We start from the raw sequence: 23,594 nt of genomic DNA, 5'->3' as shown, positions 1-23,594 counted from the left end.
CCGACAACCGGCCGGGGCCAGGGCCGCTGGACCCGATCCGGTAGGGGCCCGCCGGCCCGGTCGATTCGGGTCCCCCGACCGGGCCACCGAGTGTGGTGGAGACGGCACAGTGAGACCTGGCACAGCCGGAACTTCTTTGGAGATCGGCACGACTAATGACCGTGACTCTCGCGACCGGCCGCGGTTTCCGATGGCGTAGCGCCCTGCCCTGGATCGGCCTGGCCGCCCGACTCGGGCTGGCTGCGGTGTGGTTGGCCGCGGGTGGTTCGAAGGTCGGCGACCTGGCCGGCTCGGGCCGGGCGGTCAACGCCTACCAGGTGATGCCGTACGACCTGGCGATGGTGGTGGGCGCGGCGCTGCCGTTGGTGGAGATCGCCCTGGGCGTACTCCTGCTCGCCGGGCTGGCCACCCGACTTGCTGCCGGGATCTCCACGGCGCTGCTGGTGGTCTTCATCGCCGGCATCGTCTCCGCCTGGTCCCGCGGCCTCAACATCGACTGCGGCTGCTTCGGCGGGGGCGGGGAGCTGGCCGCCGGGCAGAACCCGCAGTACGGGACGGAGATCCTTCGAGACGTGGGCTTCCTGATCCTCGCGGGAATCCTGCTGAGCTGGCCACGCACACCGCTGTCCATCGACGCCTGGCTGGCCGGTGGACACCTTCCGGAGGAGAAAGATGAGCAGTCGTAAAGGGCAGCGCACCGCCGCCCGGGTGGTACGCGAGCAACTCGCCCGGGAGCGGCGCCGGAAGCGCACCCTGTGGACCTCGGTGATCGCGGTCTCGGCGCTGGTCATCGCCGGCTTGATCGGCTGGGGGGTGTACGCCAGCCAGCAGAGCGGCGAATACACCGCCCCACCGGGAGCCATCGAAGATGGCACCGGCATCGCGGTGGGCTCCGGGCCGGTCACCGTCGATGTCTACGAGGACTTCATCTGCCCGGGATGCGGGCAGTTCGAGCAGCGCATCGGCGGCACGATGGACCAACTCGTCGCCGAGGGTAAGGTTCGGATCATCTACCGTCCGGTCGCCTACCTCGACCGCTACTCGACCACCGACTACTCGACCCGGTCCTCGGCCGCCTCCGCCTGCGCCGCCGAGGGGGGTAAGTTCCGGGAGTTCAGCAAGGTGTTGTTCGAGCGGCAGCCACCCGAGGGAGGAGCGGGCCTGAGCGACACCGAGCTGATCAACATTGGGGCCGAGGTCGGGCTGAACAAGGACAGCTTCGGCTCCTGTGTCCGGGACGGAAAGTACAAGCCGTGGACCCAGCACGTCACCAACGCGGCGGCCAAGGCGCAGATCAACCAGACGCCGACCGTGCTGGTCGCGGGCAAGCGGGTGGATACCAGCGCCGAGGCGATCACGGCGGCGGTGGCAGCGGCCAACAAGTAGTCTTCAGGGGGTTTTGAGGGTGTGGCGGATCGGCCTTCGCGGCGCGACAGCGGCAGGCGGCGCGAGCCGGTACGGGTCGAGCGGTCGGCTCCTGCTGACCGTGCTCGCCGGCCTCGTCGGGGCGCTCACCCTCACCACTCCCGCCTGGGCCCACGGTGCCGACGCTCCGGACGGCACCGACTACCGCACCGAGGTCACCGAGGTCACGCCGGCTGTACCCGGGCTCACGGTCCGGGCCATCGAAGCCGGTGCCCGACTGGAACTGATCAACCGGACCGGTCACACCATCGAGGTGCTCGGCTACTCCGGCGAGCCCTACCTGGAGGTACGGCCGGAGGGGGTGTTCGAGAACGTCAACTCCCCGGCGACGTACCTGAACCGGACCCTGGCCGGGGACACCGTGCCACCGGCCAACGCCGACCCGGCCGCAGCACCCCGCTGGCAGCTGATCGCCGACGAGCCGGTGGCCCGCTGGCACGACCAACGCACCCAGTGGCGGGAGGGTGGTCTGCCCCAGCCGGTCCAGGCCGACCCGAGCCGGGAGCATCGGATCCGGGACTGGACGGTACCGCTGCGGGACGGCTCGGGAACGGTGCAGGTCCGGGGCACCCTGGACTGGGTGCCGCCGCCGAGCCCGTTCATGTGGTGGGCGGTCAGTCTGTTGACCGCCGGCATGGTGGCATTCCTGGGCCTGGCGTTCCGCTCGACCACTGATACGACCGCTGATACGACCGCTGACACGGCCGCCAGTACGGCCACCGACACGGCCACCGGTACGAACCCCGTCGGCCGGATCGGCACGGTGGCGCTGGCCGTACTGGCGGTGCTGGGCGGCGTGGGTGCGGTCGTCTTCGCCATCGGACGGGAGATCGACGCCGGGTCGACCAGCCTCGGGACAATGCTCCAAGGGCTGCTCACCACCCAGACCTGGACCATGCTCGCCGGCCTCGGCGCGGTCGCTGCCGCCGCGTACGCCCTGGCCCGCCGGCCGGCCGCCGACTTCGCGCTGGCCCTGGCCGGCTCCTGCCTGGCTCTCTTCGGCGGGGTGGCCAACGCTGCCGTCTTTGCCCGCGCCGTCGCCCCGGTGCCGTGGCCGGCCACCTCGGCTCGAGTCCTGATCGCCCTGATGATCGTGACCGGCGCCGGGGTCGGCCTGGCCGGCGTACTGCGGCTACGCGCCGCCGGACGCGGCGACCAACCGGGGATCGAAGCCGGCGGGCAACTCCAACCGGTGCCGGGCCAACAGCGCGTCGTCGACGAGCAGGTCGACGGTTGACCCGTCGGCGACGATCCGACCCTCATCGAGGATCACCGCCCGGTCGCACAACTCCAGCGCGTACGGCAGGTCGTGGGTGACCATCAACAGGGTCACCGGCAGCCCGCGCAGGATCTCGGCCAGTTCCCGGCGCGCCGCCGGATCGAGGTTGGACGACGGCTCGTCGAGCACCAGGATCTCCGGATGCATGGCGAGTACGGTGGCGACCGCGACGCGACGACGCTGCCCGAACGACAGGTGGTGCGGGGCCCGGTCCCGATGCTCCGTCATACCGACCGCCGCCAGCGCCTCGTCCACCCGGGCGGCCAACTCGGCACCGCGTAGCCCCAGGTTGGCCGGGCCGAACGCGACATCCTCGGCAACCGTGGGCAGGAAGAGCTGATCGTCGGGATCCTGGAAGACGATGCCCACCCGACGCCGGATCTCCGCCAGCCGCCCCCGGTCCCGGTCGACGGTCAGGCCACCGACCGAGATCGTCCCCTCGGTGGGGACGAGGATCCCGTTGAGGTGCAGGACCAGCGTGGTCTTGCCGGCACCGTTCGGGCCGAGCAGGGCCACCCGGCCACCCCGGGGCACGGTCAGATCCACCCCGTGCAGGGCGACCCGGCCGTCCGGATAGGCGAAACGCACCCCACGTACGTCCAGCGAAGGGCTGCTGTCTGCGTACTCGATCATGACACTCCGACTGCGACGGCGGCGATGGTGATCGCGGCGGCCGGGACGGTCGCGGCGGTCAGCCACTGGTTGATGGTGGCCGCGCCGGCGCTGCGCCAGACCGCCGGCATCCGGCCCTGGTAGCCCCGGGAGACCATGGCCAGGTAGACCCGCTCGCCACGCTCGAAAGCCCGCAGGAACAGCGTGCCCACACCGGCCGCGAACCCGCGTAGCTGCCACAGGAACCTCGGGTCGTCACCCCGCGAGATCCGCGCGATCCGCATCCGACGCGCCTCGCCGACGAGCACGTCGAGGTAACGCAGCATGAAGGTGGCGATCTGGGTGATGATCTGCGGGCACCGCAACCGGTCCAGGCCGACGATCAGGTCCCGCATCGTGGTGGTCGCGGCCAGCAGCAACGATGCCAGTACGCCGAGCGTGCCCTTGGCCAGGATGTTCCAGCCGCCGTAGAGCCCGTCGACGGACAGGTGCAGGCCCAGCCAGTCGACCCGATCGCCGGTGCCGAGGAACGGCAGGGCGAAGGCGAAGAACACGAACGGCAACTCGATCAGCGACCGGGTGAGCAGCCAGCCAGGGCCGACCCGGGCCAGCGCCGCCACCGCCACAACGAGTACGGCGTACCCGCCGAACGCCCAGAGTGCCTCGCGGGGGGTGGCGACCACGGCGAGGGTGAAGGCCACCATCGCCGTGATCTTCACCTCGGGCGGAAGCCGATGCACCGGGGAGGTCCGGTCCAGGTAGAGAACGTGCGCGTGCCCGGCACTCATGTCGGTCTGCCTAGCCTGCCGGGTTGGTGGGCGTGCCCGCCCCCGCACCGGCCCTGGTCGGCCGCCGACGGACCAGCCAGAACATCCCGCCCCCGACCGCGAAGGTCACCAGTACGCCGACCACCCCGGACAGCCCGGTCGACAGGTACTCGTTGTCGATTCCCTTCACCCCGTAGTCGGCCAACGGCAGGTCGGCGAGTTCATGGTCCTTGGCTGCCTGGGCAGGACAGTTGCCGCCGGTGATGTTGTCGTCGGCGTCGAAGGTGCAGCCGTCGCGCAACGACGAGTCCAGACCGTCGGGGTGCGGCGAGGCGAAACTGCTGACCACCCCGGCCAAGAGCAGGGCGACGAGTAGTCCGCCGCCGATGAATCCCCAGGAACGCTTCGTCACCGGGCACCTCCCGGAGTCGGTACGGACGCAGCCGCCGGCACGGGCCGGAGGGCGCGCAGGGCGTAGACCAGGTCGGGGCGTACCTTCGCGACGGTGGCTACGGTGGTGGCCGCGATCAGCCCCTCACCGATGCCAATCAGCAGGTGCACACCGGCCATGGTGCCGGCGAGTCCACCGAGGGTGCTGCCGACGTCCGTGGTGCCGCCCAGCCAGTACTGCAGGATGAAACCCTGCGAGGCGACCACCACGCTGACCACCGAGGCGACGAACGCGGCGATCGACACCCCGGCCGGGGTACGGGGCAGGATCCGTACCAGCAGCGCGATCAGCAGATACGCGGCGGCCGTACCGAGGATCGCCATGTTGGTGATGTTCAGCCCCAGCATGGCGACTCCGCCGTCGCCGAACACCAGTGCCTGGACCACCAGCACCACCGCCACGCAGAGCGCGCCGACCCAGGGGCCGACCAGCGTCGCCGCGAGCGCACCACCGAGCAGGTGACCGCTGACCGCACCGGTGAAGATGGGAAAGTTGAGCATCTGGACGGCGAAGATGAAGGCCGCGACCAGGCCGGCCATGGGTGCCAGCCGGTCGTCCAGGTCGGCACGCCCGCGGATCACGCAGTACGCGAGCACCACGAGTGCGAACGCCGCGAACACCGCAGCGACGGGACCGTTGATGATCCCGTTCGAGATGTGCATCGCCAGACTTTCCACTCCACCTCCCCACGTCCGTCGGCGAGGAGGGTCCCGCCGGCCGCAACAGCCTATTCATCGGCGACTGCTGTTGCCAAGAGTTGGCAGCATGTTGCCCATCGGGACATCTGCCGCGACACCGCTCCGTGACCGTTTCAAGTTCGACTGCGGCGGGGACCGGGCCGGCCGTGTCAATGCCGGCGGTAGGGTCACTGCCATGACCGCACCGACCCGCCTCGCGCCCGGCGACACCGCACCGGACTTCACGCTGCCCACCGACACGGGCGAGACGCTCTCCCTGAGCGCGTTGCGGGGCCGTACGGTGATCCTCTACGCCTACCCGGCCGCGATGACCCCGGGCTGCACCAAGCAGGCGTGCGACTTCCGTGACTCGCTCACCTCGCTGCGGACCGCCGGATACGAGGTGGTCGGCATCTCCCCCGACACCCCGGCCAAGCTCGCCAAGTTCCGCGAGCAGGACGCGATCACGTTCCCGCTGGTCTCCGACGGCGACAAGTCGGTGCTGACCGCCTACGGCGCCTACGGCGAGAAGCAGCTGTACGGCAAGACCGTGACCGGGGTAATCCGCTCCACCTTCGTCATCGACCCGGACGGGAAGATCGAACGGGCGCTCTACAACGTGAAGGCCACCGGTCACGTCGCCAAGTTGCGCCGGGACCTCGGCCTGGACTGAGTATGCGGGACCTGTCGTACCCCATCGATATGGTCCGGCAATGGCGGTGCGGTATTCCACCGAGACGCTCCGGGCAGCCGTCGCGGTTTCCGACAGCATGGCTGGTGTCCTGCGCTACCTCGGGCTAACGCAAAACGGTGGATCCCATGCCCATCTGAGACGACGGATCGACGCAGCCGGCATCGACACCTCCCATTTCCTCGGCCGGGCGCACCACCGGGGGCGTCCGAGCGGTCGGCGGTTGAGCCCGGCCGAGGTGCTGATAGTCCGTGACCGAAACCGCCGTCGCGCTCATCCGGACCTGTTGCGGCGGGCGCTGGCGGAGAGTGGAATACCAGTCCGATGCGTCGGATGCGGCACCGGCCCGTCGTGGAACAGCCGGCCATTGACCTTGCAGGTCGATCACGTGAACGGGGAGTTCTGGGACTGCCGACTGGAGAACCTGCGGCTGCTCTGCCCCAACTGCCACAGTCAGACGCCCACCTACGCCGGTCGTAACCGTCGTTCCTTCGGCCTCCCGGCACCAGAATCAGACGGTGGTCAGACGGCGGCGACAGACAACCACCTGCGACCCGACGAAAAGCGGGTACGGGAGGTGATCGAGCAGGTGGATCGCCGCGAGCTCACCTGTGTCGAGGCCGCCCGGCTGATTGGCTGTCACCGTAATCACATCTATCGGCTTCGGCGACGACTGGTCGAAACCGGCTCTGTCCGGCCCCGGCGGGGTGGCCGCGGTTGGCGCTCGGCAGCACACCGGGACCGGGTGATCGCCTACGCGTTGGCCCATCCCGACCTGGGCCCGAAACGCATCGCCCGCCAACTACGGGACCAGATGCCCGATGGACCGCCGATAAGTCACGGAACGATCTCGAACATCCTTCGTACGGCGGGCCTGAGCACGGTCGCCGAACGACGCTCTAGACTCAGTACCGCCAGCGGGAGTGGTGTAATGGCAGCCACGCAGGATTTAGGTTCCTGTGCCTTCGGGCGTGGGGGTTCGACTCCCCCCTCCCGCACAAGTTCAGCAGGCCGCTGAAGTGTCATCACCGTCACCATGACCGACGGTAACGGGTCAGGGCAGCCCAGTTCCGGTCAGGATTGGCGGCATGGCCCTGCGTTTCGTGCTCGATCCCGTACTCACCCCTGAGCTGCGTCGACAGATAGTGACGCTGTGGGTGGAGGCCACCAATGCCGGTGGCGCCGTCGGTTTCGTCGCCCCGGTCACCGCCGAAGACGTACGACCGGTCGCCGAGCGGGCGTTCGCGGGCGTCACCGACGGACCGGACCGGCTACTGGTCGGCTACGAGGGCGAGCAGCTCGTCGCGATGCTCTTTTTCGTCAGCAACCGGTTCGCCCTCACCGCGCACTGGTGCGTCCTGAAGCGGGTGATGGTGCACCCGGGCCGCCAGGGGCACGGCTACGGGGTAGCACTGATGCGGGAGGCGGAGCGGCTCGGCCCGCAGCTCGGCTACGAGGCGTTGCACATCACCGTACGGGGTGGGCACGGCTTGGAGCGGTTCTACGACCGGTGCGGCTACAAGGAGGTCGGCCGACTGCCCGGAGCGCTGCGGGTCGGTGCCGACGACGAGCGGGACGAGATCCTGATGTGGTTGCCGCTGAACCGGACCACCGCACGGCCCAGCGGCACCAGCTGATGCTCAGTCCAGCACTGCCGCTGGACACTCAGTCCAGCACTGTCAGCAGATCGCCGACGGTAAGCGAGCCCAGGTCGTCGACGGCGTGGGAGCCCAGGTCGGTGTGAGAGTCCGCGTTGTCGACGGGGCGGGAGGCCGGGGCGGCTGCCCGCTCGGGGACGAGGTTCAGGCCGAAGAGCAGGTCCTGGTTGACGTTGCGGTGCCGGGCCAACGTCCGTAGCGGCTCCCGTCCTCGCTGACCGGTCTCCTGGTCGGTGGTGGTGACCACGCATCGGTCGCATGCCTTGACCGCCCGGAAGATCACCCTACCGATCTGTAGTCGCCGGCCCAGCCAGTCGTCCTCGGCCCACGGATCGGCATCGCTGATCACCAGGTTGGGCCGGAACCGGGTCATCGGCACCGGCCCTTCGGCACTGCCTGCTTCCTGGATCCAACCGTTGAGCATGTCGAGCGAGGCGGTGTTGGCCAGCAGCACGGGGTAGCCGTCGGCGAAGCTGACCGGGTCACCCGGCTCGGCGTACTTCGGGTTGACGTGGCGGACGGTGGGGTCGCCCAGCCAGACGAGTCGTACCTTGCGGTCGAGCAACTCGCTGAGCCACTGGTCGGCCAGCGCTCCGGCCCGCCGGGCCGGCACCGGCGTCTGACTCCGGAACACCCGGACCTCGACCGGGTCTCCGTCGACCGGGTCGGACAGTTCCACGGTCGGGAACCCACTGGCCCGTAGCTCCAGGCCGCCGGGCCGGGACTGCGGCCGAAGGGTGGTCAACCTGGTGGTCTCGCGCTGGGTGACGCCGACGCCGTCCTCGTCGAGGATCATCCAGCGTCGGTCGCCAGCCAGGCCCCACGGCTGCACCCGCGCATCGTCCTGGTCCAGCCGGTGACACCCCTTGATCGGGTACGTGTGAATCGACCCCACTCGCATGGGTCAAAGCCTCGCACAGCACGCCATCGGTGATGCCACCGTGGTCACCAGGCGGCGCCGATCCCGTCCCCGGGAAACCAGTGTCGGACCGGGGTCTCCCGGTAGGCCAGGAACCGCCGGCCGGTACGTCCGGCGTGCTCGGCCAGCACGTTGGTCATCGTGACGTTGTCGGTCAGCAGCAACGCGCTGGGGGCGAGCTTCGCTTCGATCGCCTCGAACTCACGTCGTTCGTGGGTGACGCTGTGGTCGCTGTCGTGTAGGAAGATGTCGACCGGCCGGTCCAGCGCCGCGATCGAGGCGATGGAATCACCGATGACGAGGTCCACCACGCTCGCCCAGGGCTCGGCCCGCGCCAGGTAACCGGCCTCCGGGTTGATGTCCAGCGAGGTGAGCCGGCCGGGGTCGCCCTCGGCGGTGTTGCGCAGCAGCGCCGAGGCGAGGACACAGGTGCCCAACCCTTTGTCGACGCCGGTCTCCACCACGTGCCCGGGTCGGGTGGCGCGCACGATCGCGTACCAGCCGATCCGCCGTGCGTAGCGCACCCGGCGGTCGGCCAGGCCGCGTCGGGCGGAGGCGGCCGTGGCGCGTTCGATGTGTGTACGCAGCACGTCGTCGGATTCGATCTCGACCAGATAGGCGCGGACCTGCTTGACCGGTACGTCGCAGATCAGGCTGACGAACCAGGCGAGGTGCTCCCGACTGAGCCGGGTCAGGTCGTAGGTGTAGTTGTGGTGTTCCCGGGAGGTGAACAGCCATCGAGCCGAGACGCCCAGCACCCGGGCATCGTGGCGGGCGACCCGCAACAGTCGTTTGGGGAAGGCGGCAACGGGGGCAAGCCGGCTACGGGCAAGGGCGCGACGGAACCGCAAGACATCCATCCCCATGGTTTTATCACGATCTCCGGCGGCCGTAATGCCCGTCTTCCGGCGCCGGTTGTCTCGTACGGGGGAGAACACCGGGTATTCCGGACGGATATTCGCATCAGTTCTGTAGGGGAACGCTGCCGCAGGTCGTCGGAGAGTGGCGACAAGACCGGTAATCAGGTTCCGGATAGCAATCTGGACAGGGGGCCCGATACCGATCGGATAGTCAGTACGATCACCGTATGCAACAGAGCCAACAGTCCGCTAAGGCCGAGTCAGCCGTCCCAGACGATGTCAGGCCCTCCGCTGTGGAGTCAGTGGAACCGGTGGAGCCATCGACGGATAGGCGGCCACGCCGACGCCGGGGGCTTCGGATCGCCCTCATCTGCCTACTGGTGTTGGCGCTGTTCGCCGTGGGCGGCGTCGTAGCGGGCGGACTCTACTTCCGGTCGGTCGAGTCGGACATCGAGCGGGTCGACGCCTTCGAAGCGCTGCCTCAGGAGGAACGCCCGCAGGTCGTGGCCGAGCAGGCCATGAACATCATGATCCTCGGCAGCGACTCCCGCGATCCGGAAGAAATGAGCGGTTCCCGCACCGACACCATCATCCTCGCGCATGTTCCCCAAGACCGGAAAAGCGCACAATTGATTTCAATTCCCCGGGACACCTGGGTGCACATACCCCGATCGAAGGATGGCCAGAACGGCGGCCGAACGGCCAAGATCAATGCCGCGTTCGCCTGGGGCGGGGTTCCCCTGATGGTGCAGACCGTGGAACGGTTCACCAAGGTTCGAGTCGACCACGTCGTGATGGTCGACTTCGCCGGCTTCACTGAGATCATCGACGCATTGGGCGGGATCGACGTCAATGCCGAACAGACCTTCACCTCGACCCATGCGCCGTACCGCACCTACAAGAAGGGCGTACAGCGGTTGGACGGTGAGGCGGCGCTCGACTACTCACGCCAGCGTAAGCAGTTCCCGGATGGGGACTTCGCTCGTATCCGGCACCAGCAGCAGGTGATCAAGGGAGTCCTGGACAAGGCGGCGAGCGGCGGACTTCTCACCAACCCTGCCAAGCTGAACGATTTCCTTCAGGCCGTCTCAAGCGCCGTCTCGGTCGACAAGAAGCTGTCCCTGGTGGACATCGCCGCCAAACTGCGTCATCTGCGAGGTGGAAACCTGACCTTCATGACAAGCCCCACCAGAGGCACCGGTCGAGTCGGCACCGAGAGCGTGGTCTTCGCCGACGACGAAAAGGTGCAGACCTTCTACGACGCCGTACGCCGGGACGCGGTGCCGGAGATCCTCAAAGCTGGGCGGTAGCACGCCGAATTTGGGTATGCCGGCTGCGCTGGCTCGGCTGAACTGGTCGTATCCTGCGTTCGCCCCGGGCACACCACAGCAGTCCGAGGCAGCCACGGGGAGGACCACGCATGTCAACGCCACCAGCGATGGGGCACGACGCTGCGGCTACTAGACACGCCATTCCGGTGCCACGACGTGCGACCACGGACGAGAACACGGCACCGGGCAAGAACACGGCAGCAGATGAGAACACAGCGCCGGGCGAAGACGGAAGCTGGAGAGCCGAGCCAAAGCATGGCCAGCCGATCGATCGACTGGCCAACGGCATCCGTCCGGGCCTGGACACGACGACGGTACTGCCCTACGCCGGCTCTCGCGCCTCCACACGTACCCGCAAACTGCGGGCCTGGATGCTGACTGCCCCGGTCGACGTCATCGCGCTGCTGGCTCCCCTGCTGTTGATACACCAGCACTGGCGCGGCACCCTGGCGATGGCCGGGCTGACCGTTGTCATCTTCGCGGCTGGCGGGCTTTACCGAGCACGCCGACACGTGAGCATCCTCGACGAGTTACCAAATCTCTGCGGCCGGCTGCTGGCCTCCGGAGCACTGGTCACCATCATTGCCGCACTGCGGCACGAATCCGCAGAGTACATGGGTGACTTCAGCCGCGGTGTGGGCATCTCCGCCGCCCTGGTCGTCCTCGGGCGTGCTCTGACCCGGGAGGCCACCATCGTCGCTCGAAAGCGTCGTTGGGTGGAGCACAACACCATCATCATCGGTAGCGGACCGACTGCGGTGGAACTCGCGCGACTGTTGCGTCGCTACCCTCAGTACGGCCTGCGATTCGTCGGCTTCGTTGACGTCGTGTCACGGCAGCAGGCCACCGCCAACCCACTGATCGGCACTCTCGACCAGCTCGACCAGCTCGTGAAGATGGTCGACTGCGACGTACTCATAATCGCGCAGCCGAACTGCCCGGAGCCGGTCCTGATGGAGATTCTCCACCGGCCGAGCAGTGCGAGCTGCGATCTGTGGGCGGTGCCCCGGCTCTGGGGATCCCGTTCCCGAGGCGACCACATCGGTGCAATCCCGATCGTCCGGGTGGGCGACATTACGCTGTCCGGACCCCAATGGGTGCTCAAGCGGGCGTCGGACGTCGTCTTCGCCGCCGTGGCGATGCTTCTGCTGAGCCCGGTCCTGCTGCTCTGCGCGATAGCCACGTTCCTGGAGTGCGGCCGCCAGATCTTCTTCCACCAGGAACGGGTGGGACGTGACGGCAAACTCTTCAACATCATCAAGTTCCGCTCGATGCACCCGGTTGACGACCACGAGGCACAGACGAAATGGTCGATTGCCAGCGACCAACGCGTTGGTCCGGTCGGGCGCTTCATGCGCCGTACGTCGCTAGACGAGTTGCCGCAGCTCTGGAACATCCTGCGGGGCGACATGAGTGTCGTCGGGCCACGACCAGAACGCCCGTACTTCGTCGAGAAGTTCTCCGCCGAGTACCCTACCTACGCAATGCGCCACCGAGTCCCGGTTGGGCTTACCGGGTTGGCGCAGGTCAGCGGCCTGCGAGGCGACACGCCAATCTCCGACCGGGCACGGTTCGACAACTACTACATCGAGAACTGGTCGCTCTGGTTGGACGTCAAGGTGCTCGTGCGCACAGTGCTGGAGTTGTTTCGCAGCAATGACCGTTAGCGACCTGCACCGCAACACAGGTCCGACCTGCCAACCCTATCGCGACGCACTGCTGCAGGCGGGGAGAGTCAATTGGCGAACGTATCAGTCGTAATCCCGACGACCGGCCGGACCAGCATCACGGAAGCGGTACTCTCCGCGCGCTCACAAAACGGGGTTTCTGTCCATATTGTAGTGGTGTGCGACCTAGCGCAAGTGCCTGCGTCCGTACAGCAGCTACGGGCGGAGATCGATGAGATCGTGGTTACCGGTGGCGGCAGGGGCGGTTCGTTCGCCCGGAACCTCGGAGTCGCCCACTCCACCAGCGAGCACGTCGCATTCCTAGATGACGATGATGCGTGGCTGCCAACGAAGCTGGCAGCTCAGCTACCAGTCGCCGAACGGCTGGCCGCAGCAGGCAAACTGCCCATCGTCTCGTCGCGGATACTGCAACGGAAAGCCGGCGGCGATCCGCTGCCGACAGCCGCGCCAGCGGAACTGATCGCCGAAGGCACCCTTCCCGAGGACTATCTCTTCCGCCATCGTCGCCTCGGCGTCGGCCGTCAGTCGTTGCCCACCTCGACCCTGTTGACAACACGGGAACTCGCCATCAGGTGCCGATGGGACGAATCACTGCCCCGCCATCAGGACTGGGACTGGCTGGTTCGCGCGGCCCGCACTCCGGCTGCCAGGATCGTCCAGATCGAGGAGGCCACCGCCATCTACACCGTCGGTAGTCCCGGATCGATCTCGGCGCGTGCCGACTGGCGGACCTCGTGGGAGTGGGCCAGGCGATGGGAAGGGAAGTGGGCAAAGGAGACGTTCTCCGACTTCGTAGCCGCCCAGACCCTTCGGTATGCCCTCCAGGCTCGGGATTGGCACGGTGCTCGCGAGATGGTGCACGCCATTCGGCGCAACTCCCCCCCGTCTCCAGGCAACGCCGTACTGGCCGTCCTGGGACTCGTACCTCGGGCCACGCTTGAGCGCCTCGCGATGCGACAGTCACGGACCCCCGACACCGCCCGCCCCCGGCCCACCCAGAAGGCTCCCTGATGCACCTGCATTTCGTACTGCCGCAGCTGGAACCCCTCTACGGCATGGAACGGGCCGCCGTGCTCCTCATGCGGGGCCTGCGGGCGCACGGCGTGGAGGTCTCCGCGACCGTACTGTCCCGGGCCGTACCACCCGGCCTTGACGATCTGGAAATTCACCACCTTGGTGTGGGCACCCGCATCACCCGCCTGATGGAGGCGGTTCCGCCACTACGCCGACGGTTACCGCACCTGCCGGCGGACGTCGAGATCGTCGCCAGCGGGTTGTGGGCGACCGTGCCGGTCGGTGCGGCGCTGGCCGGCACCGGCAGGAGCTTCGTTGCTTGGGAACACTCCATGCTGCCGGAGCGGCTCCGGATCGACCGGAGGGTGCGTACGCTCGCTCGGATCGCCCGGATCGGAACGCTGCGCCCCAGACTCGTGGTCGCAGTCTCCAACGGCGTCGCGAAGACCGTCCGACAGCTCATGCCCCGGCAACCGGTCATCACGATCACCAACCCGATGCCGCTTACCGAGTTCGTAGCGCCTCGCCAGGTCAGCGACCGCACGCGGATCCAACTCCTCACGACTGCGGCGTTCCGTCCCTACAAGAACCACTCCTGTGCACTCTCAGCGCTGGCCCTGCTACCGGATGACTACCACCTGACGCTCGCCGGCGACGGTGAGGAGCGTGAGCTGTTGCAGGCTCAGGTGCGAGAGCTCGGTTTGGAGAGCCGCACCGTGTTCCTCGGCCGGGTGCCGAGCGTCCGAGCCCTCCTTGCCGAGGCTGACCTGCTGGTACACCCCTCCCGCGCCGAGACGTTCGGATTCAGTCTGGTCGAGGCGGCCGAGGCGGGCCTGCCCGTCGCGGCCCTGCCGGTGCCCGCCCTCGACGAACTCGTTCCGAACCTCGTGCCTGGCACCCTAGCTGCGGATACGACACCAGCGACGCTCGCGGATGCGGTACGGCGAATGACTCGGGATGAGCGGCCCACCCAGGCCGATTTCGAGAAGGCCTGGCACACGCGGTGCGCCACCCTCGACCCCGCCGAGGTTAGCCGCCAGTGGGTGGAGGCGTTGCGCAGGTGACACTCGCTCATGGAACCGCAGATCCGGCAGGGCATAAAGACGCCGACGGACCCCCTGCCCCTCAACCGACCCGACGTCGGTTGCCCTTCGTTGGCCAGGGCGACAACTTCCTAAAGAAGTCCGGCAAGTTCTTTACCGGGACCCTGTTGCGCACCGCAGCTCAGGGCGCACTCTTCGTATTGCTCGCACGCGAGATGCAGATCGACACCTACGGGCTCTTCGTCGGTGTCACCGCACTCATCGCGCTGGTATCCCCGTTCGCCTCAGCCGGCGCACCAAGCCTGATCTTCCAGAACTATGCCGACTCCCCGGCGGAGTGGCCCCGGCATCTCGCCCGGGGCATGCTTCTGTCCGGAATCGTCGGGCTGGGCGCGGCCGGCCTGGTAGCAGGCGTGGGAGTCGCCATCTGGGGAAGCCAGATGGACTTTCTCGACCTCTTCTGGCTCGCCTGCGCGGACCTGGTCGCCTGGCGTTTGATCGAGGTCGTGGCGGCCTCGGTCCAGGCACGCGGTCGAGTGCTCCTCGCCTCGATGATCCCCGCCCTCCTACACGTGGTCCGACTGGCCGGGGCGCTGGCACTGGCGATGTCGACGCCGGAGCCCTTGGCGTTGCACACGTGGGCGACGACGTCAGCTCTGCTCTCCGGTGCCGTCTGCCTGTTGGTGATCTGGCACGGCCGGCGCGGATCGGGCGGGTTCCACCTGGACTTCCGTGGCGCGTTCGCCCAGGCACGATCCGGAATGCTCTTCGCCGTCGGTCTCTCGGCCCAGACCGTCTACAACGATCTCGACAAGGTCATGCTTTCGAAGCTGGGCACACCTGAGGGTGCCGCCATCTACGCTGCGGCGTATCGGGTGGTCGACTTCGCGTACACCCCGGCCCGTTCAATGGCGGCCATCGCCTATCCCCGGTTCTTCGAGGCCGGCCGAGACGGGCCGCGTGCGGCGTTCAAACTGACCCGCCGGCTGCTCCCGCGATATCTGCTCTTCAGCGTTCCGGCATGCCTACTGCTCGTCGCGTTCGCCTGGGTCATGCCGTACGTCTTCGGGCCTGAATTCGCGGCGGCCGAGGTGGCCCTCCAGGGGCTGGCTGCTCTCCTGGTCCTGAAGTCGATCCACTACCTCGCCGCCGACGCGTTGTCGGGAAGCCGGATGCAGGGCCGACGGACAATCGCCCAGATCGCGGTCGGCGTCGTCAACGCGCTGCTGAACATCTGGCTCATCCCCGCATACGGCTGGCAGGGCGCCATCGCCTCAAGTCTGCTCTGCGACGCGCTCCTCTGCGTCCTGCTCTGGAGTTGCCTCGCTGTCGCCATCCGCCGTCAGCCGCACCCCGAGACCGTCCCGGTACAACACCCGGCGACCATCAAGGAAAGGACCTGAGTTGGTCAGCCTCTTCGGTTTCCTGCTGACGGCGGCCGGTGTCGCGATAGCTGTCTGGCTGATCGCCACCAGGCGGAAGGTGGTGGCCGCGTTCGGTGACAGCTCTACCACCGTCGCACTCATCGGCTTCGCAGTACTCACAAACGCTGCGCCGGTACTCGCTGGGGACCACAGCTCCGCACTCATCGGATTACTCGTGCTGTGTCTGCTGGCCTGGGTGGTCTTCTCCGGCCGAGCGAGCCTGCGCGGCCCGTCCGACGGCTGGCTGCGGTTCTCCTGGCTGATGGCCGCAGTGCTGCTTGTCTGGTGCTTCAGCGTGGACGGCATCGTCGGCTCTGGGCTATACGGGTCGCGGATCGTGGCCTACGCCGCCGCCATGCTGCTGCTACTCACCGTGGGCCTGATGTCCGGCAGTACACCGCTGAACGTACGAGCAATGGCCTACCTGGGGCTGGCCATCCTCTCGATCATGACAATTCCGACGGTCTTGTCCGACTCGGCATGGCGGGCGTGCACCGCCGGAAAGCTCGAAAAGTGCTCGCTCGCCGGGGGACTGTTCAAGAGCTTCTACGACTCGGAAAACTACATCGCCATGCTCGCGACGTTCACCCTCGTCGCTGCGCTCTGTGTGATGCGGCGAGCCGAACTGCTGGCTGTGGGAGCCTTCTGCCTACTGATCGTCGTCGCCACCGGTTCACGAACCAGCTACCTGGCCATCGCCGCCGTCGCAGTCTGGCTGTTGGGCAGCTTCCTGCTGGAGCGGCGGCGGCAGTACGTCCGCATGCACCTCGCCATCTGCGGCACGATGGTGCTGACCGTTCTCGCGCTCGCCATCTACCTGACCTGGAGCGCCTCCAGGACGACCCTGAGCAACCGGGGCAACATCTGGATAACCGCGCGCGAGTACATAGCCGAAATGAAGGCGACCGGCGTGGGCGTATCGAAGTGGTATCACCTTCGGGACATCGGAGAGGCACCCACTCACTTCTTCCATTCGGGCTATGTCCTGGCCATCTTCGCCGGCGGTCTGATCGCACTGTCGATCTGGGGCCTCTGGGCAACCGCTCTGCTACGTGGGGCTGCCCTCGACGGCCGGGCGTTCTCCGCGAAGGCACCGCTCGTGCTACTCATCGTCTACTCGTTCACCGAGGTCGCCTGGAACCCGCTGTCGGTTGACGGACTGTCGTGGATCTTCGTTGCCCTGATGCTGACCCGATCCGCCTCCGTCATGCCAGATCCGGTCCCGACCATCGACCCGGCCGCCCCTGCCCGCAGCTCGGAAAGCCCCTATCCCCCGCCGATCGGCAGGTCGTAGAAGGTCAGCAACCCGGCCCCGGTCGCGTTGACGATCCATGGCCCGGGGCCGGAGTGACTGAGGTAGCTCACGCCGGACGCGTCCGGGGCCGGAGCAGACAATGTCAGAACCAGCCGGCCGCCGACACCGTACGCCACGTTGGTGACCGCGACCGTGGTGCCGTTGATCCGGAAATCCGCATTGACGCCGGGGGCGATGGTCAGCGAGTCGTCGGCTCGCAACTGGATGACGATCTCGGTACGTTCGGGGTTACCGAAGCTCGCGCTACGGGGGTTCGGCGGAGCCACTCCACTGGAGGGGCCCTGGTACAGGTCGCGGGCAACGACGGCGAAGGTGTGATCGCCCAACTCCCGGTAGCCATGCTCCCAGGAGAAGTGGCAGCCGTCGTGACCGGACAGACCGTTGGTCGACAACACCGTCACATCGAGCCGGTCACCCATCTGTCGTTGGGCCTCCCGTAGTTTTCCGGCGTCGCTGTCGGCACAGGGTGAGGTACGTACCTGGTAGACGTAGTACCGAGTGCCTCCGGTGACGTCGGCGCCGATATCCCGGCGCCAGCCCTTCAGCAACTCGCCGACCCCCGCCACATGCGCGTCGGCATCGTCGTTGTCGGTCTCCCCCTGGTACCACAACAGTCCTCGGACGTGTGAACTGACACTGGCGGCGGTCATGCGACGCAGCAGGCGGCCGTAGTTGGTGTCGACGGCATCGGTATCAGCATCCCGGCGCTGGAAAAAGGCGATCCTCTTGCCGTTCTCCCCGCCGTTGAGGACGGCCACCGGCACCTGATAGGTATCCATGATCCGATTGGCCAGTCGGATCCCCCACTGCCCGATCGCCCCGGGCTGGTTCATCGTGTCACCGATCGCATAGTTCCAGTTCCGGTCGGCTTCCGACAGGATCGGATCGGCCACCGGCGAGCCGAAACTACGCAGGAAGGGCGACTCCTCAGCGGCCGATGAGCCCTTCGTCATACGGGCCACGGCATTGGACTGGCCCTGGATGACGTAGACGTCCCCAGCCACCACCCCATCCCACCGGCCGACCCGACGGCTGACGCCCTCGCCGATCACCCGCAACTCGAACCGGTACTCGCGCAGCTCGGCAACGATACGTTGCCGGAACGAGAACATGCGGGTGGCGGTGACCGGCAGGGTCTGTTCCCACCCATCGGCGCCGCTGATGACCTTCAACTGCACCGCTTTGACCCGTAAATCGGTGACCTTCCCGGAGACGAGCACCGTGGCACCGTTCGCGGCGTCCCTCGGATAGAGCTGGAGTTGCTGAGGGTGATCGGTCACGGTGAGCACCGAAGCTCGGGCATAACCGGTCAGCCGGCGCTTGGTGAATGAGCCGCCGTTACCGGCCAACGTCCAGTCCGGGTGGCCCTCGGCCTGGGTACCGATACCGAGCGAGAGTGGCGAGGCGGCCCGTGCGAAACCGTTGACCGCCAATACCGTCTGCGCTGCCGCCCCCGACGACGACGCAGGATCGACCAGATGTACCTGGAACGACCCGTACCGCCTGCCCACCTGTATGTCGTCGTCGGCGTCGAACCGACTTGGCGAGGCCCCGGAGACCTGTCGGGAGGCTTCGGGGCGATAGGCGTAGGGCCACATCTCCAGATAGCCCTGAAGCCCGGTGCCCACGGTCAGGCCCTTGACGTTGGACGCGACCTCCAGGTCGGTGACACGTTGCCGGACAACTTGGTCGTCCCGAGTCGGCAGGCCGAGCCGGCGCGCGTCCGCGGTAAACGGCTCCATCGCGGTCCACACCCACTGCGCGCCGCCCGGCCCGGTCAGCTCCAGGCAGTATCCGACCCGATCGAACCCGCCGGCCAGCAGAGCGGTCCGGTCGAACGCGTACGCCGGGACGTCGCCCCCCGCATCGACCCGGTCCGGCAGGTCGAGCGCGGTTATCGGAATGAACTCGGTCATGCTGGCCACGTTCGCCGCACACATCGTGTCGTCTGTCGGGAAGGCTGGCAGTCGCGACCCGTCCGTGGACGGGGACACCGCAGCCTGCGGCACTCCCTCCGTCGGTGCCCGCCACGCCAGCAGGGCAACGGAGCCCAAGAGAAGGCTGACTGCCCCCACGATGCACCAAAGCATGCGAGACCTGGACCAGAGATGCAACACGGGAGAGAGTGGCTTGAACACTCTCGAACCTCCACAGGTCAGGCAGCTTGTCGTAGCAAGGCTATGCGATGTACCGCGTCCTATGACCGCTGGCCAGTTCCAGTCAGCCAGCTCGTCGGATTGGTCGCTGATCGCCATCATCAACTACCTCGGGGCAAGGTACATCCGATCATCGCTGTCTGCGATGATGCCCGCCATGGCCGTTACGGACACGACGACAACGGTGGGCACGCGTTCCGCCGGAATCGATCTCCTCCGGGTAGGTGGCATCGCCGCAGTCGTCGTCGGCCATGTTTGGATCAACGACATCACGCGTGCCGCGATCTACACCTGGCACGTGCCACTGTTCTTCGTCCTCACCGGATACTTCTGGACCCCGGGACGTACCGTGCGCACGGAGGTGCGCCGACGGTGGCGGACCCTGGGGGTACCGTACCTGCTCTGGTTCCTGCTTCTGTTCCTCATGTTGGTGGCGGCCGACATGTTCATGCGGGACCTGGCACCGACCACCTTCCAGGACGCGGTGTACGGCGGCAGCGCGGCGGTACGTCCATTCTCGGCCTTCTGGTTCGTCTCCGTACTGTTCCTACTCGCGATCGCCCACCGCTGGCTGGAGCGGTTCGGGGCAGCCGCCACCTGGGCCGTCGGGCTCGTGGGCCTGGCTGCTGCCTACCTCGCACCCGAGGCGGTAACCGCCGGGCCGCTTGGGCTGTTCCTCGTACCGGCCTGCCTGACCTTCGTGGCTGCCGGCCGGCTGTTGCGCCAACTCCGGGCCCGGATATCTGTCGTGACCGCTGCGCTCATGGTCGTGCTCGGCGCAGTTCTGGCGGCGGTGGGCCTTGGTACGCCGTTGGACCTGAAGGCCGGTAACTTCGGGTTTCCCGGGGTCGGTGTGCTGACCGCGATCCTGATCAGTAGTGGACTCGTCGTCTTGGCCGAACAGCTCGACCCCTATCTCGACGGCCGGCCGGCAGACATGATCGGTCGCCTCTCGGCATGCGGTATAGCGGTCGTCCTGAGCCACGCGGCCGTGCTGTGGGTCCTGGGCACGCAGCCGAACGGCGGATGGCTGGATCTCCTGGCTGCTCTCCTGCTGCCCTGGGGGTTCGCGCTGGTGATGCTCGGTACGCGACTCGGCCCGTACGTCACCGGAACGAGGGCCGGCCAGGGGTGAACCGCATGCGACAGTTCGGTTTCCTGGTCCGGCCCCGGCACAGGTACTCCGCGCTACACCAGGCGGTTCCTGCTTCGTCGGACCAATACCACCATTAGGACAACCCCGGCAACAATCACTACGCCGACGGCGATGAGCACCGGCAGAACCCAGCCCGGCCAGCCCGACGATTCGGACTCGCCTCGGCTGTCGACGGCCGCCTGCCGGTACAGCTGTGCCAAAACGTTGGCGGGCGACTTTTCCAGCACCTTGTCGAAGTGGGAGATGGCGGTCGAGTTGTCCCGCGCGAAGTACGCCTCTAGGCCGCTTCGGTACTGCCGGTCGGCTTCACCGAGGCTGTTCTGGACGCCTGCCGCAGAGAGCAGGCCAGTCATGGCGGAGACTGGCGCGACGAGACGGTTCGCCCGATCGGGTCGAAGCATGTCGTTGTCCAGCATGCCTACTACCCGTCCACTGGCATCGATCGCGATCCCGCCGCGCGAGTAGACGCCAATATCCTCACTGATGCGATACGGCCGCACCGGCGACTGGCTGTCCACCTCGGTGACCGTCACTGCCTTCGACATCAGGCTGTACGTCGCCGAGCGGAAACTGGTGTCGCTGGTCTGATAGCCGATGACGAGTAGCGGCGTCTCCGGCCCGATGGCAGCTGCCGGGTTCAGCTCCGCAACCGGCAGGTCTCCCTGGGCGAGTTTGACCAGTGCAAGGTTGCCCTCGTCGAGAACCTGGGCCTGTACGACTGTGGCGGGGATCGCCGGGCTATCGGTAATATCCCCCTTGGCCACGTTCAGCTGGCCGTAGAGCTTGGCCTCGGGCTCGGCCGTGGGTTCGAACCCCGTGAACAGAGTCGTCTTCATCCTGGCCGCAGTGAATGAGGCGAGATCCTTACCGTTGAGCGTGCCTTCCCGCACAAGAATGTTGCCCAGGGCGGAGAGTGCACCCGAAAGCACGATGTCCTGGGTGGGCCGTACGCATTGGCCGTTGGTGAGGACGTGTCCGTCGGAGTTGACCACAAAGCCGCTACAGCGCCGATTGAACGTGACAGGTGCCGGCCGCAGCAGAACGTTGTCCTTCTTGTTCCTGAGGTAACCAGTGAAGATGACCTCCACGAAAACCATGGATGGCGCGGCGGTCGCCAGCGCTCGTTCCTCTGGGCTGTAGAGCGTGGCCTGTGCCCATGGCTTCAACCCAGGGTTGGCCGAGGTGGCGCTGGGAAGGCTGGTCGGACCGGCCGTCGGGGTGACGGTCGGTTTGTCGGCCCCACGGAAGGCGATCGCCCAGACAGCGACCCCGCCTCCAAGGACCACCGCCAACACCAGGGCGGTGACGGCAATCCAGAGCCCGGAACGCCGCTTGGGTGGTGCGGACGGCTGGATGCGTCGTACCGGCGCAGCGAAGGGATCGTACGGCGGCGTGGTCGTCGAAGATGCCGACTGCTCGGCGGGTGACCACGGCGTCGCCGGTGCGAAGGGTGGCTCAGCCGTTGTGCCTTGCGGCGGGACGGAGAACGGTTGCGGTGCGGCAGACATGGACTGCGGCGGCGCGGAGACCGATGATGGCGGTGCCGACATCGGCTGCGGCGGGGCCGACACCGGCTGAGGCTGCGGCGGCGCTGAGACGGGCTGCGAATGCGGTACCGCAGAAACCGGCTGCGGCGGGAACGGACCCGGTTGCGGTGCAGTGGACGCCGGCTGCGGCGGGGACGACACCGGCTGAGACGAAAGCGGATGCGGCTGGGGCGGAGACGACACCGGCTGAGACGGGAACGGACCGGGCTTGGCCTGCGCGGGCATTGGCCCCATTTGCGGGGCGTTGGCCTGCGCGGGTGTCAGATCCATGCCGAGCGCCTGGAAGAGGCGCTGTGCACCAAGCGCTTCGCTGGCCGAGGGGTACGACACCCAGGGGTGGGTGGCGTAGAAGTCGGCGCTCTCGTAGTGAGGGCCGTCGGCCGTCTTCGACATCGTCTCGGCCGCGTTCGCGAACGCCTCCCGCCAGCGTTGGTCGGCCGCAGCGGCGCCCTCCAAGACCGCCACCGTCACAAGTCGGTTCAGACCATCGACGGCCCACCAGGCTTTACCCACCTGGCACACACCAATCACCTCAGTGAACCGGTACGGACCATTCGGCTGCATGTCGACTCCTCTGCCTCGCCCGCCGTGCGGATCTTACCGAGACGACGCTCATCGCTTTGTCCTGTAACCGTCCCGATCCGTGCCGCCAACCATCCAGGATTGATTGCCGCTGAAAGTTTTCATGCATACAGTCACAACATGAATGAGGAAGCCGCCTTGGCCTCCGCCGACCGGGTACTCGACCTGTTCCACGGCATCCGGCTTACGCCGACGCAGCGACGAATCGCGCACTTCCTGGTGCAGCACGCGGCTACTGCGACGTACCTCTCCGCCGCCGAGGTAGCGGAACTGGCCCAGGTGAGCCAGCCCTCGGTGACCCGGTTCGCGACGGCACTCGGCTACGACGGCTACCCCGCCCTGCGCCGCCGGCTACGCGAACTCACCACCACCGGCGGTACCGGCGCTACTGGGCGAACCGGTAACGAGTTGCAGCGGGCAGTCCAAGCCGAGCGCGAGAACCTGGATCGGCTGGCCGAGCAGTTGGCGGATCGCGAACCCATCATCGCCGCCGGCGGGCTCCTGGCCGCGAGCCGCCCCCTGCCGGTACTCGGCCTACGCGCCGCCGCGCCACTGGCCGCGTACTTCGCCTACTTCGCCGCGAAGGTACATCCGGACGTCCGAGTGCTCGACGACGGCGGCAGCCAGCTCGCCGACCGACTTGAGCAAGCCGGTGCGGCAGGGGCGAGCGCCCTGCTGGCGTTCCTGCTGCCCCGCTACCCCCGCGAGACCCTCGACGCGCTGGGTGAGGCGCGGGCCGCCGGGCTCTCCATCGTCGCGATCACCGACTCCCCGGTAAGCCCGGCAACCGAGTACGCCGACATCGTGCTGCCCGCCGCAGTCGGCACAGACCTCGTCTTCGACCTACACACCGCACCGATGGCCGTGGCGATGGTGGTACTCCAGGCGATCTGCGACGCGGCACCGTCGGACACCCAACGACGACTGGAGGAATTCGAACTCTCCGCCGCCCGCCGACAACTGTTCGTCAGCTGATCCCCGTACCTCGATCCTCAGCCA

Annotated in this window: 22 protein-coding genes and 1 tRNA gene; 15 read left to right on the top strand and 8 right to left on the bottom strand. The window is 67.4% G+C overall.

Translation table 11 applies throughout. The annotated features are described in order from the left end of the window. Positions 1 to 155 precede the first annotated feature (155 nt). The 3 genes from ACWDV4_RS23465 to ACWDV4_RS23455 are packed head-to-tail and all read left to right on the top strand — an operon-like array spanning position 156 to position 2,662. Positions 156 to 686 carry a MauE/DoxX family redox-associated membrane protein gene (locus ACWDV4_RS23465; RefSeq protein ID WP_449982329.1) on the top strand — a complete coding sequence of 177 codons (531 nt, stop codon included), beginning with the start codon at positions 156 to 158 and terminating at the stop codon, positions 684 to 686. Then, positions 673 to 1,386, top strand: coding sequence for a DsbA family protein (locus ACWDV4_RS23460; protein WP_449982326.1), 714 nt, complete (start codon positions 673 to 675; stop codon positions 1,384 to 1,386). Before ACWDV4_RS23465 ends, ACWDV4_RS23460 begins: the two co-directional genes overlap by 14 nt. Before the next feature lie 19 nt (positions 1,387 to 1,405). Then, complete coding sequence (locus tag ACWDV4_RS23455; protein ID WP_449982323.1) at positions 1,406 to 2,662, top strand: hypothetical protein; 1,257 nt, start codon at positions 1,406 to 1,408, stop codon at positions 2,660 to 2,662. On the opposite strand, the gene ACWDV4_RS23450 is transcribed toward ACWDV4_RS23455, so the two are convergent. The 4 genes from ACWDV4_RS23450 to ACWDV4_RS23435 are packed head-to-tail and all read right to left on the bottom strand — an operon-like array spanning position 2,558 to position 5,211. Beyond that, complete coding sequence (locus tag ACWDV4_RS23450; protein WP_449982320.1) at positions 2,558 to 3,337, bottom strand: energy-coupling factor ABC transporter ATP-binding protein; 780 nt, start codon at positions 3,335 to 3,337, stop codon at positions 2,558 to 2,560. The genes ACWDV4_RS23455 and ACWDV4_RS23450 overlap by 105 nt on opposite strands. After that, entirely contained in the window at positions 3,334 to 4,104 is a 771-nt protein-coding gene (gene cbiQ, locus ACWDV4_RS23445) for a cobalt ECF transporter T component CbiQ (protein ID WP_449982318.1), read from the bottom strand. Before cbiQ ends, ACWDV4_RS23450 begins: the two co-directional genes overlap by 4 nt. 10 nt (positions 4,105 to 4,114) lie before the next feature. Continuing rightward, positions 4,115 to 4,495, bottom strand: coding sequence for a PDGLE domain-containing protein (locus ACWDV4_RS23440; protein ID WP_449982315.1), 381 nt, complete (start codon positions 4,493 to 4,495; stop codon positions 4,115 to 4,117). Further along, positions 4,492 to 5,211 carry an energy-coupling factor ABC transporter permease gene (locus tag ACWDV4_RS23435; RefSeq protein ID WP_449982313.1) on the bottom strand — a complete coding sequence of 240 codons (720 nt, stop codon included), beginning with the start codon at positions 5,209 to 5,211 and terminating at the stop codon, positions 4,492 to 4,494. Before ACWDV4_RS23435 ends, ACWDV4_RS23440 begins: the two co-directional genes overlap by 4 nt. A gap of 196 nt (positions 5,212 to 5,407) precedes the next feature. Between ACWDV4_RS23435 and bcp the strand changes: the two genes are divergently transcribed. The 3 genes from bcp (at position 5,408) to ACWDV4_RS23420 (ending at position 7,539) form a co-directional block, all read left to right on the top strand. Next, entirely contained in the window at positions 5,408 to 5,884 is a 477-nt protein-coding gene (gene bcp, locus ACWDV4_RS23430; protein WP_449982310.1) for a thioredoxin-dependent thiol peroxidase, read from the top strand. Positions 5,885 to 6,819: 935 nt separating this feature from the next. Then, positions 6,820 to 6,900, top strand: a tRNA-Leu gene (locus ACWDV4_RS23425). Positions 6,901 to 6,990: 90 nt separating this feature from the next. Next, positions 6,991 to 7,539, top strand: a complete 549-nt coding sequence (locus ACWDV4_RS23420) for an N-acetyltransferase family protein (RefSeq protein ID WP_449982307.1) — start codon at positions 6,991 to 6,993, stop codon at positions 7,537 to 7,539. 28 nt (positions 7,540 to 7,567) lie between these two features. On the opposite strand, the gene ACWDV4_RS23415 is transcribed toward ACWDV4_RS23420, so the two are convergent. Together ACWDV4_RS23415 and ACWDV4_RS23410 are read right to left on the bottom strand one after the other, a co-directional pair. Next, the gene (locus tag ACWDV4_RS23415) at positions 7,568 to 8,461 is read right to left on the bottom strand and encodes an MOSC domain-containing protein (protein ID WP_449982304.1); all 894 of its coding nucleotides are present in this window, start codon (positions 8,459 to 8,461) and stop codon (positions 7,568 to 7,570) included. A 44-nt stretch (positions 8,462 to 8,505) separates the two neighbouring features. Next, positions 8,506 to 9,339, bottom strand: a complete 834-nt coding sequence (locus ACWDV4_RS23410; RefSeq protein WP_449982301.1) for a class I SAM-dependent methyltransferase — start codon at positions 9,337 to 9,339, stop codon at positions 8,506 to 8,508. A 380-nt stretch (positions 9,340 to 9,719) separates the two neighbouring features. On the opposite strand from ACWDV4_RS23410, the gene ACWDV4_RS23405 reads away from it, so the two are divergent. From ACWDV4_RS23405 to ACWDV4_RS23380, 6 genes are all read left to right on the top strand, one after another. Beyond that, positions 9,720 to 10,649, top strand: coding sequence for an LCP family protein (locus ACWDV4_RS23405; protein ID WP_449982420.1), 930 nt, complete (start codon positions 9,720 to 9,722; stop codon positions 10,647 to 10,649). Positions 10,650 to 10,759: 110 nt separating this feature from the next. Beyond that, positions 10,760 to 12,337, top strand: coding sequence for a sugar transferase (locus tag ACWDV4_RS23400; protein ID WP_449982298.1), 1,578 nt, complete (start codon positions 10,760 to 10,762; stop codon positions 12,335 to 12,337). A 72-nt stretch (positions 12,338 to 12,409) separates the two neighbouring features. Further along, on the top strand, positions 12,410 to 13,369 hold the full coding sequence (locus ACWDV4_RS23395; protein ID WP_449982295.1) for a glycosyltransferase family 2 protein: 960 nt from the start codon (positions 12,410 to 12,412) through the stop codon (positions 13,367 to 13,369). After that, complete coding sequence (locus tag ACWDV4_RS23390; protein ID WP_449982292.1) at positions 13,369 to 14,436, top strand: glycosyltransferase; 1,068 nt, start codon at positions 13,369 to 13,371, stop codon at positions 14,434 to 14,436. The genes ACWDV4_RS23395 and ACWDV4_RS23390 overlap by 1 nt, the downstream gene beginning before the upstream one ends. Before the next feature lie 80 nt (positions 14,437 to 14,516). Further along, positions 14,517 to 15,818, top strand: coding sequence for a lipopolysaccharide biosynthesis protein (locus ACWDV4_RS23385; protein ID WP_449982289.1), 1,302 nt, complete (start codon positions 14,517 to 14,519; stop codon positions 15,816 to 15,818). Between the two features lies 1 nt (position 15,819). Continuing rightward, positions 15,820 to 17,133, top strand: a complete 1,314-nt coding sequence (locus tag ACWDV4_RS23380; protein WP_449982286.1) for an O-antigen ligase family protein — start codon at positions 15,820 to 15,822, stop codon at positions 17,131 to 17,133. Here ACWDV4_RS23380 and ACWDV4_RS23375 read toward each other — a convergent pair. Next, complete coding sequence (locus ACWDV4_RS23375; RefSeq protein WP_449982283.1) at positions 17,106 to 19,070, bottom strand: sialate O-acetylesterase; 1,965 nt, start codon at positions 19,068 to 19,070, stop codon at positions 17,106 to 17,108. The genes ACWDV4_RS23380 and ACWDV4_RS23375 overlap by 28 nt on opposite strands. 397 nt (positions 19,071 to 19,467) lie before the next feature. On the opposite strand from ACWDV4_RS23375, the gene ACWDV4_RS23370 reads away from it, so the two are divergent. Continuing rightward, on the top strand, positions 19,468 to 20,445 hold the full coding sequence (locus ACWDV4_RS23370) for an acyltransferase family protein (protein WP_449982280.1): 978 nt from the start codon (positions 19,468 to 19,470) through the stop codon (positions 20,443 to 20,445). 53 nt (positions 20,446 to 20,498) lie between these two features. Here ACWDV4_RS23370 and ACWDV4_RS23365 read toward each other — a convergent pair whose 3' ends face one another. Further along, positions 20,499 to 21,761 (bottom strand): S1 family peptidase, encoded by a 1,263-nt coding sequence (locus tag ACWDV4_RS23365; protein ID WP_449982277.1) that lies wholly within the window; start codon positions 21,759 to 21,761, stop codon positions 20,499 to 20,501. A gap of 7 nt (positions 21,762 to 21,768) precedes the next feature. On the opposite strand from ACWDV4_RS23365, the gene ACWDV4_RS23360 reads away from it, so the two are divergent. Both ACWDV4_RS23360 and ACWDV4_RS23355 read left to right on the top strand, forming a co-directional pair. Next, positions 21,769 to 22,044 (top strand): hypothetical protein, encoded by a 276-nt coding sequence (locus ACWDV4_RS23360; RefSeq protein WP_449982274.1) that lies wholly within the window; start codon positions 21,769 to 21,771, stop codon positions 22,042 to 22,044. 671 nt (positions 22,045 to 22,715) lie between these two features. Beyond that, complete coding sequence (locus tag ACWDV4_RS23355) at positions 22,716 to 23,570, top strand: MurR/RpiR family transcriptional regulator (protein WP_449982271.1); 855 nt, start codon at positions 22,716 to 22,718, stop codon at positions 23,568 to 23,570. Positions 23,571 to 23,594: the final 24 nt, after the last annotated feature.

The organism is Micromonospora sp. NPDC003197, from assembly GCF_053590565.1.
This window is presented reverse-complemented; position numbering and strand designations above follow the sequence as displayed.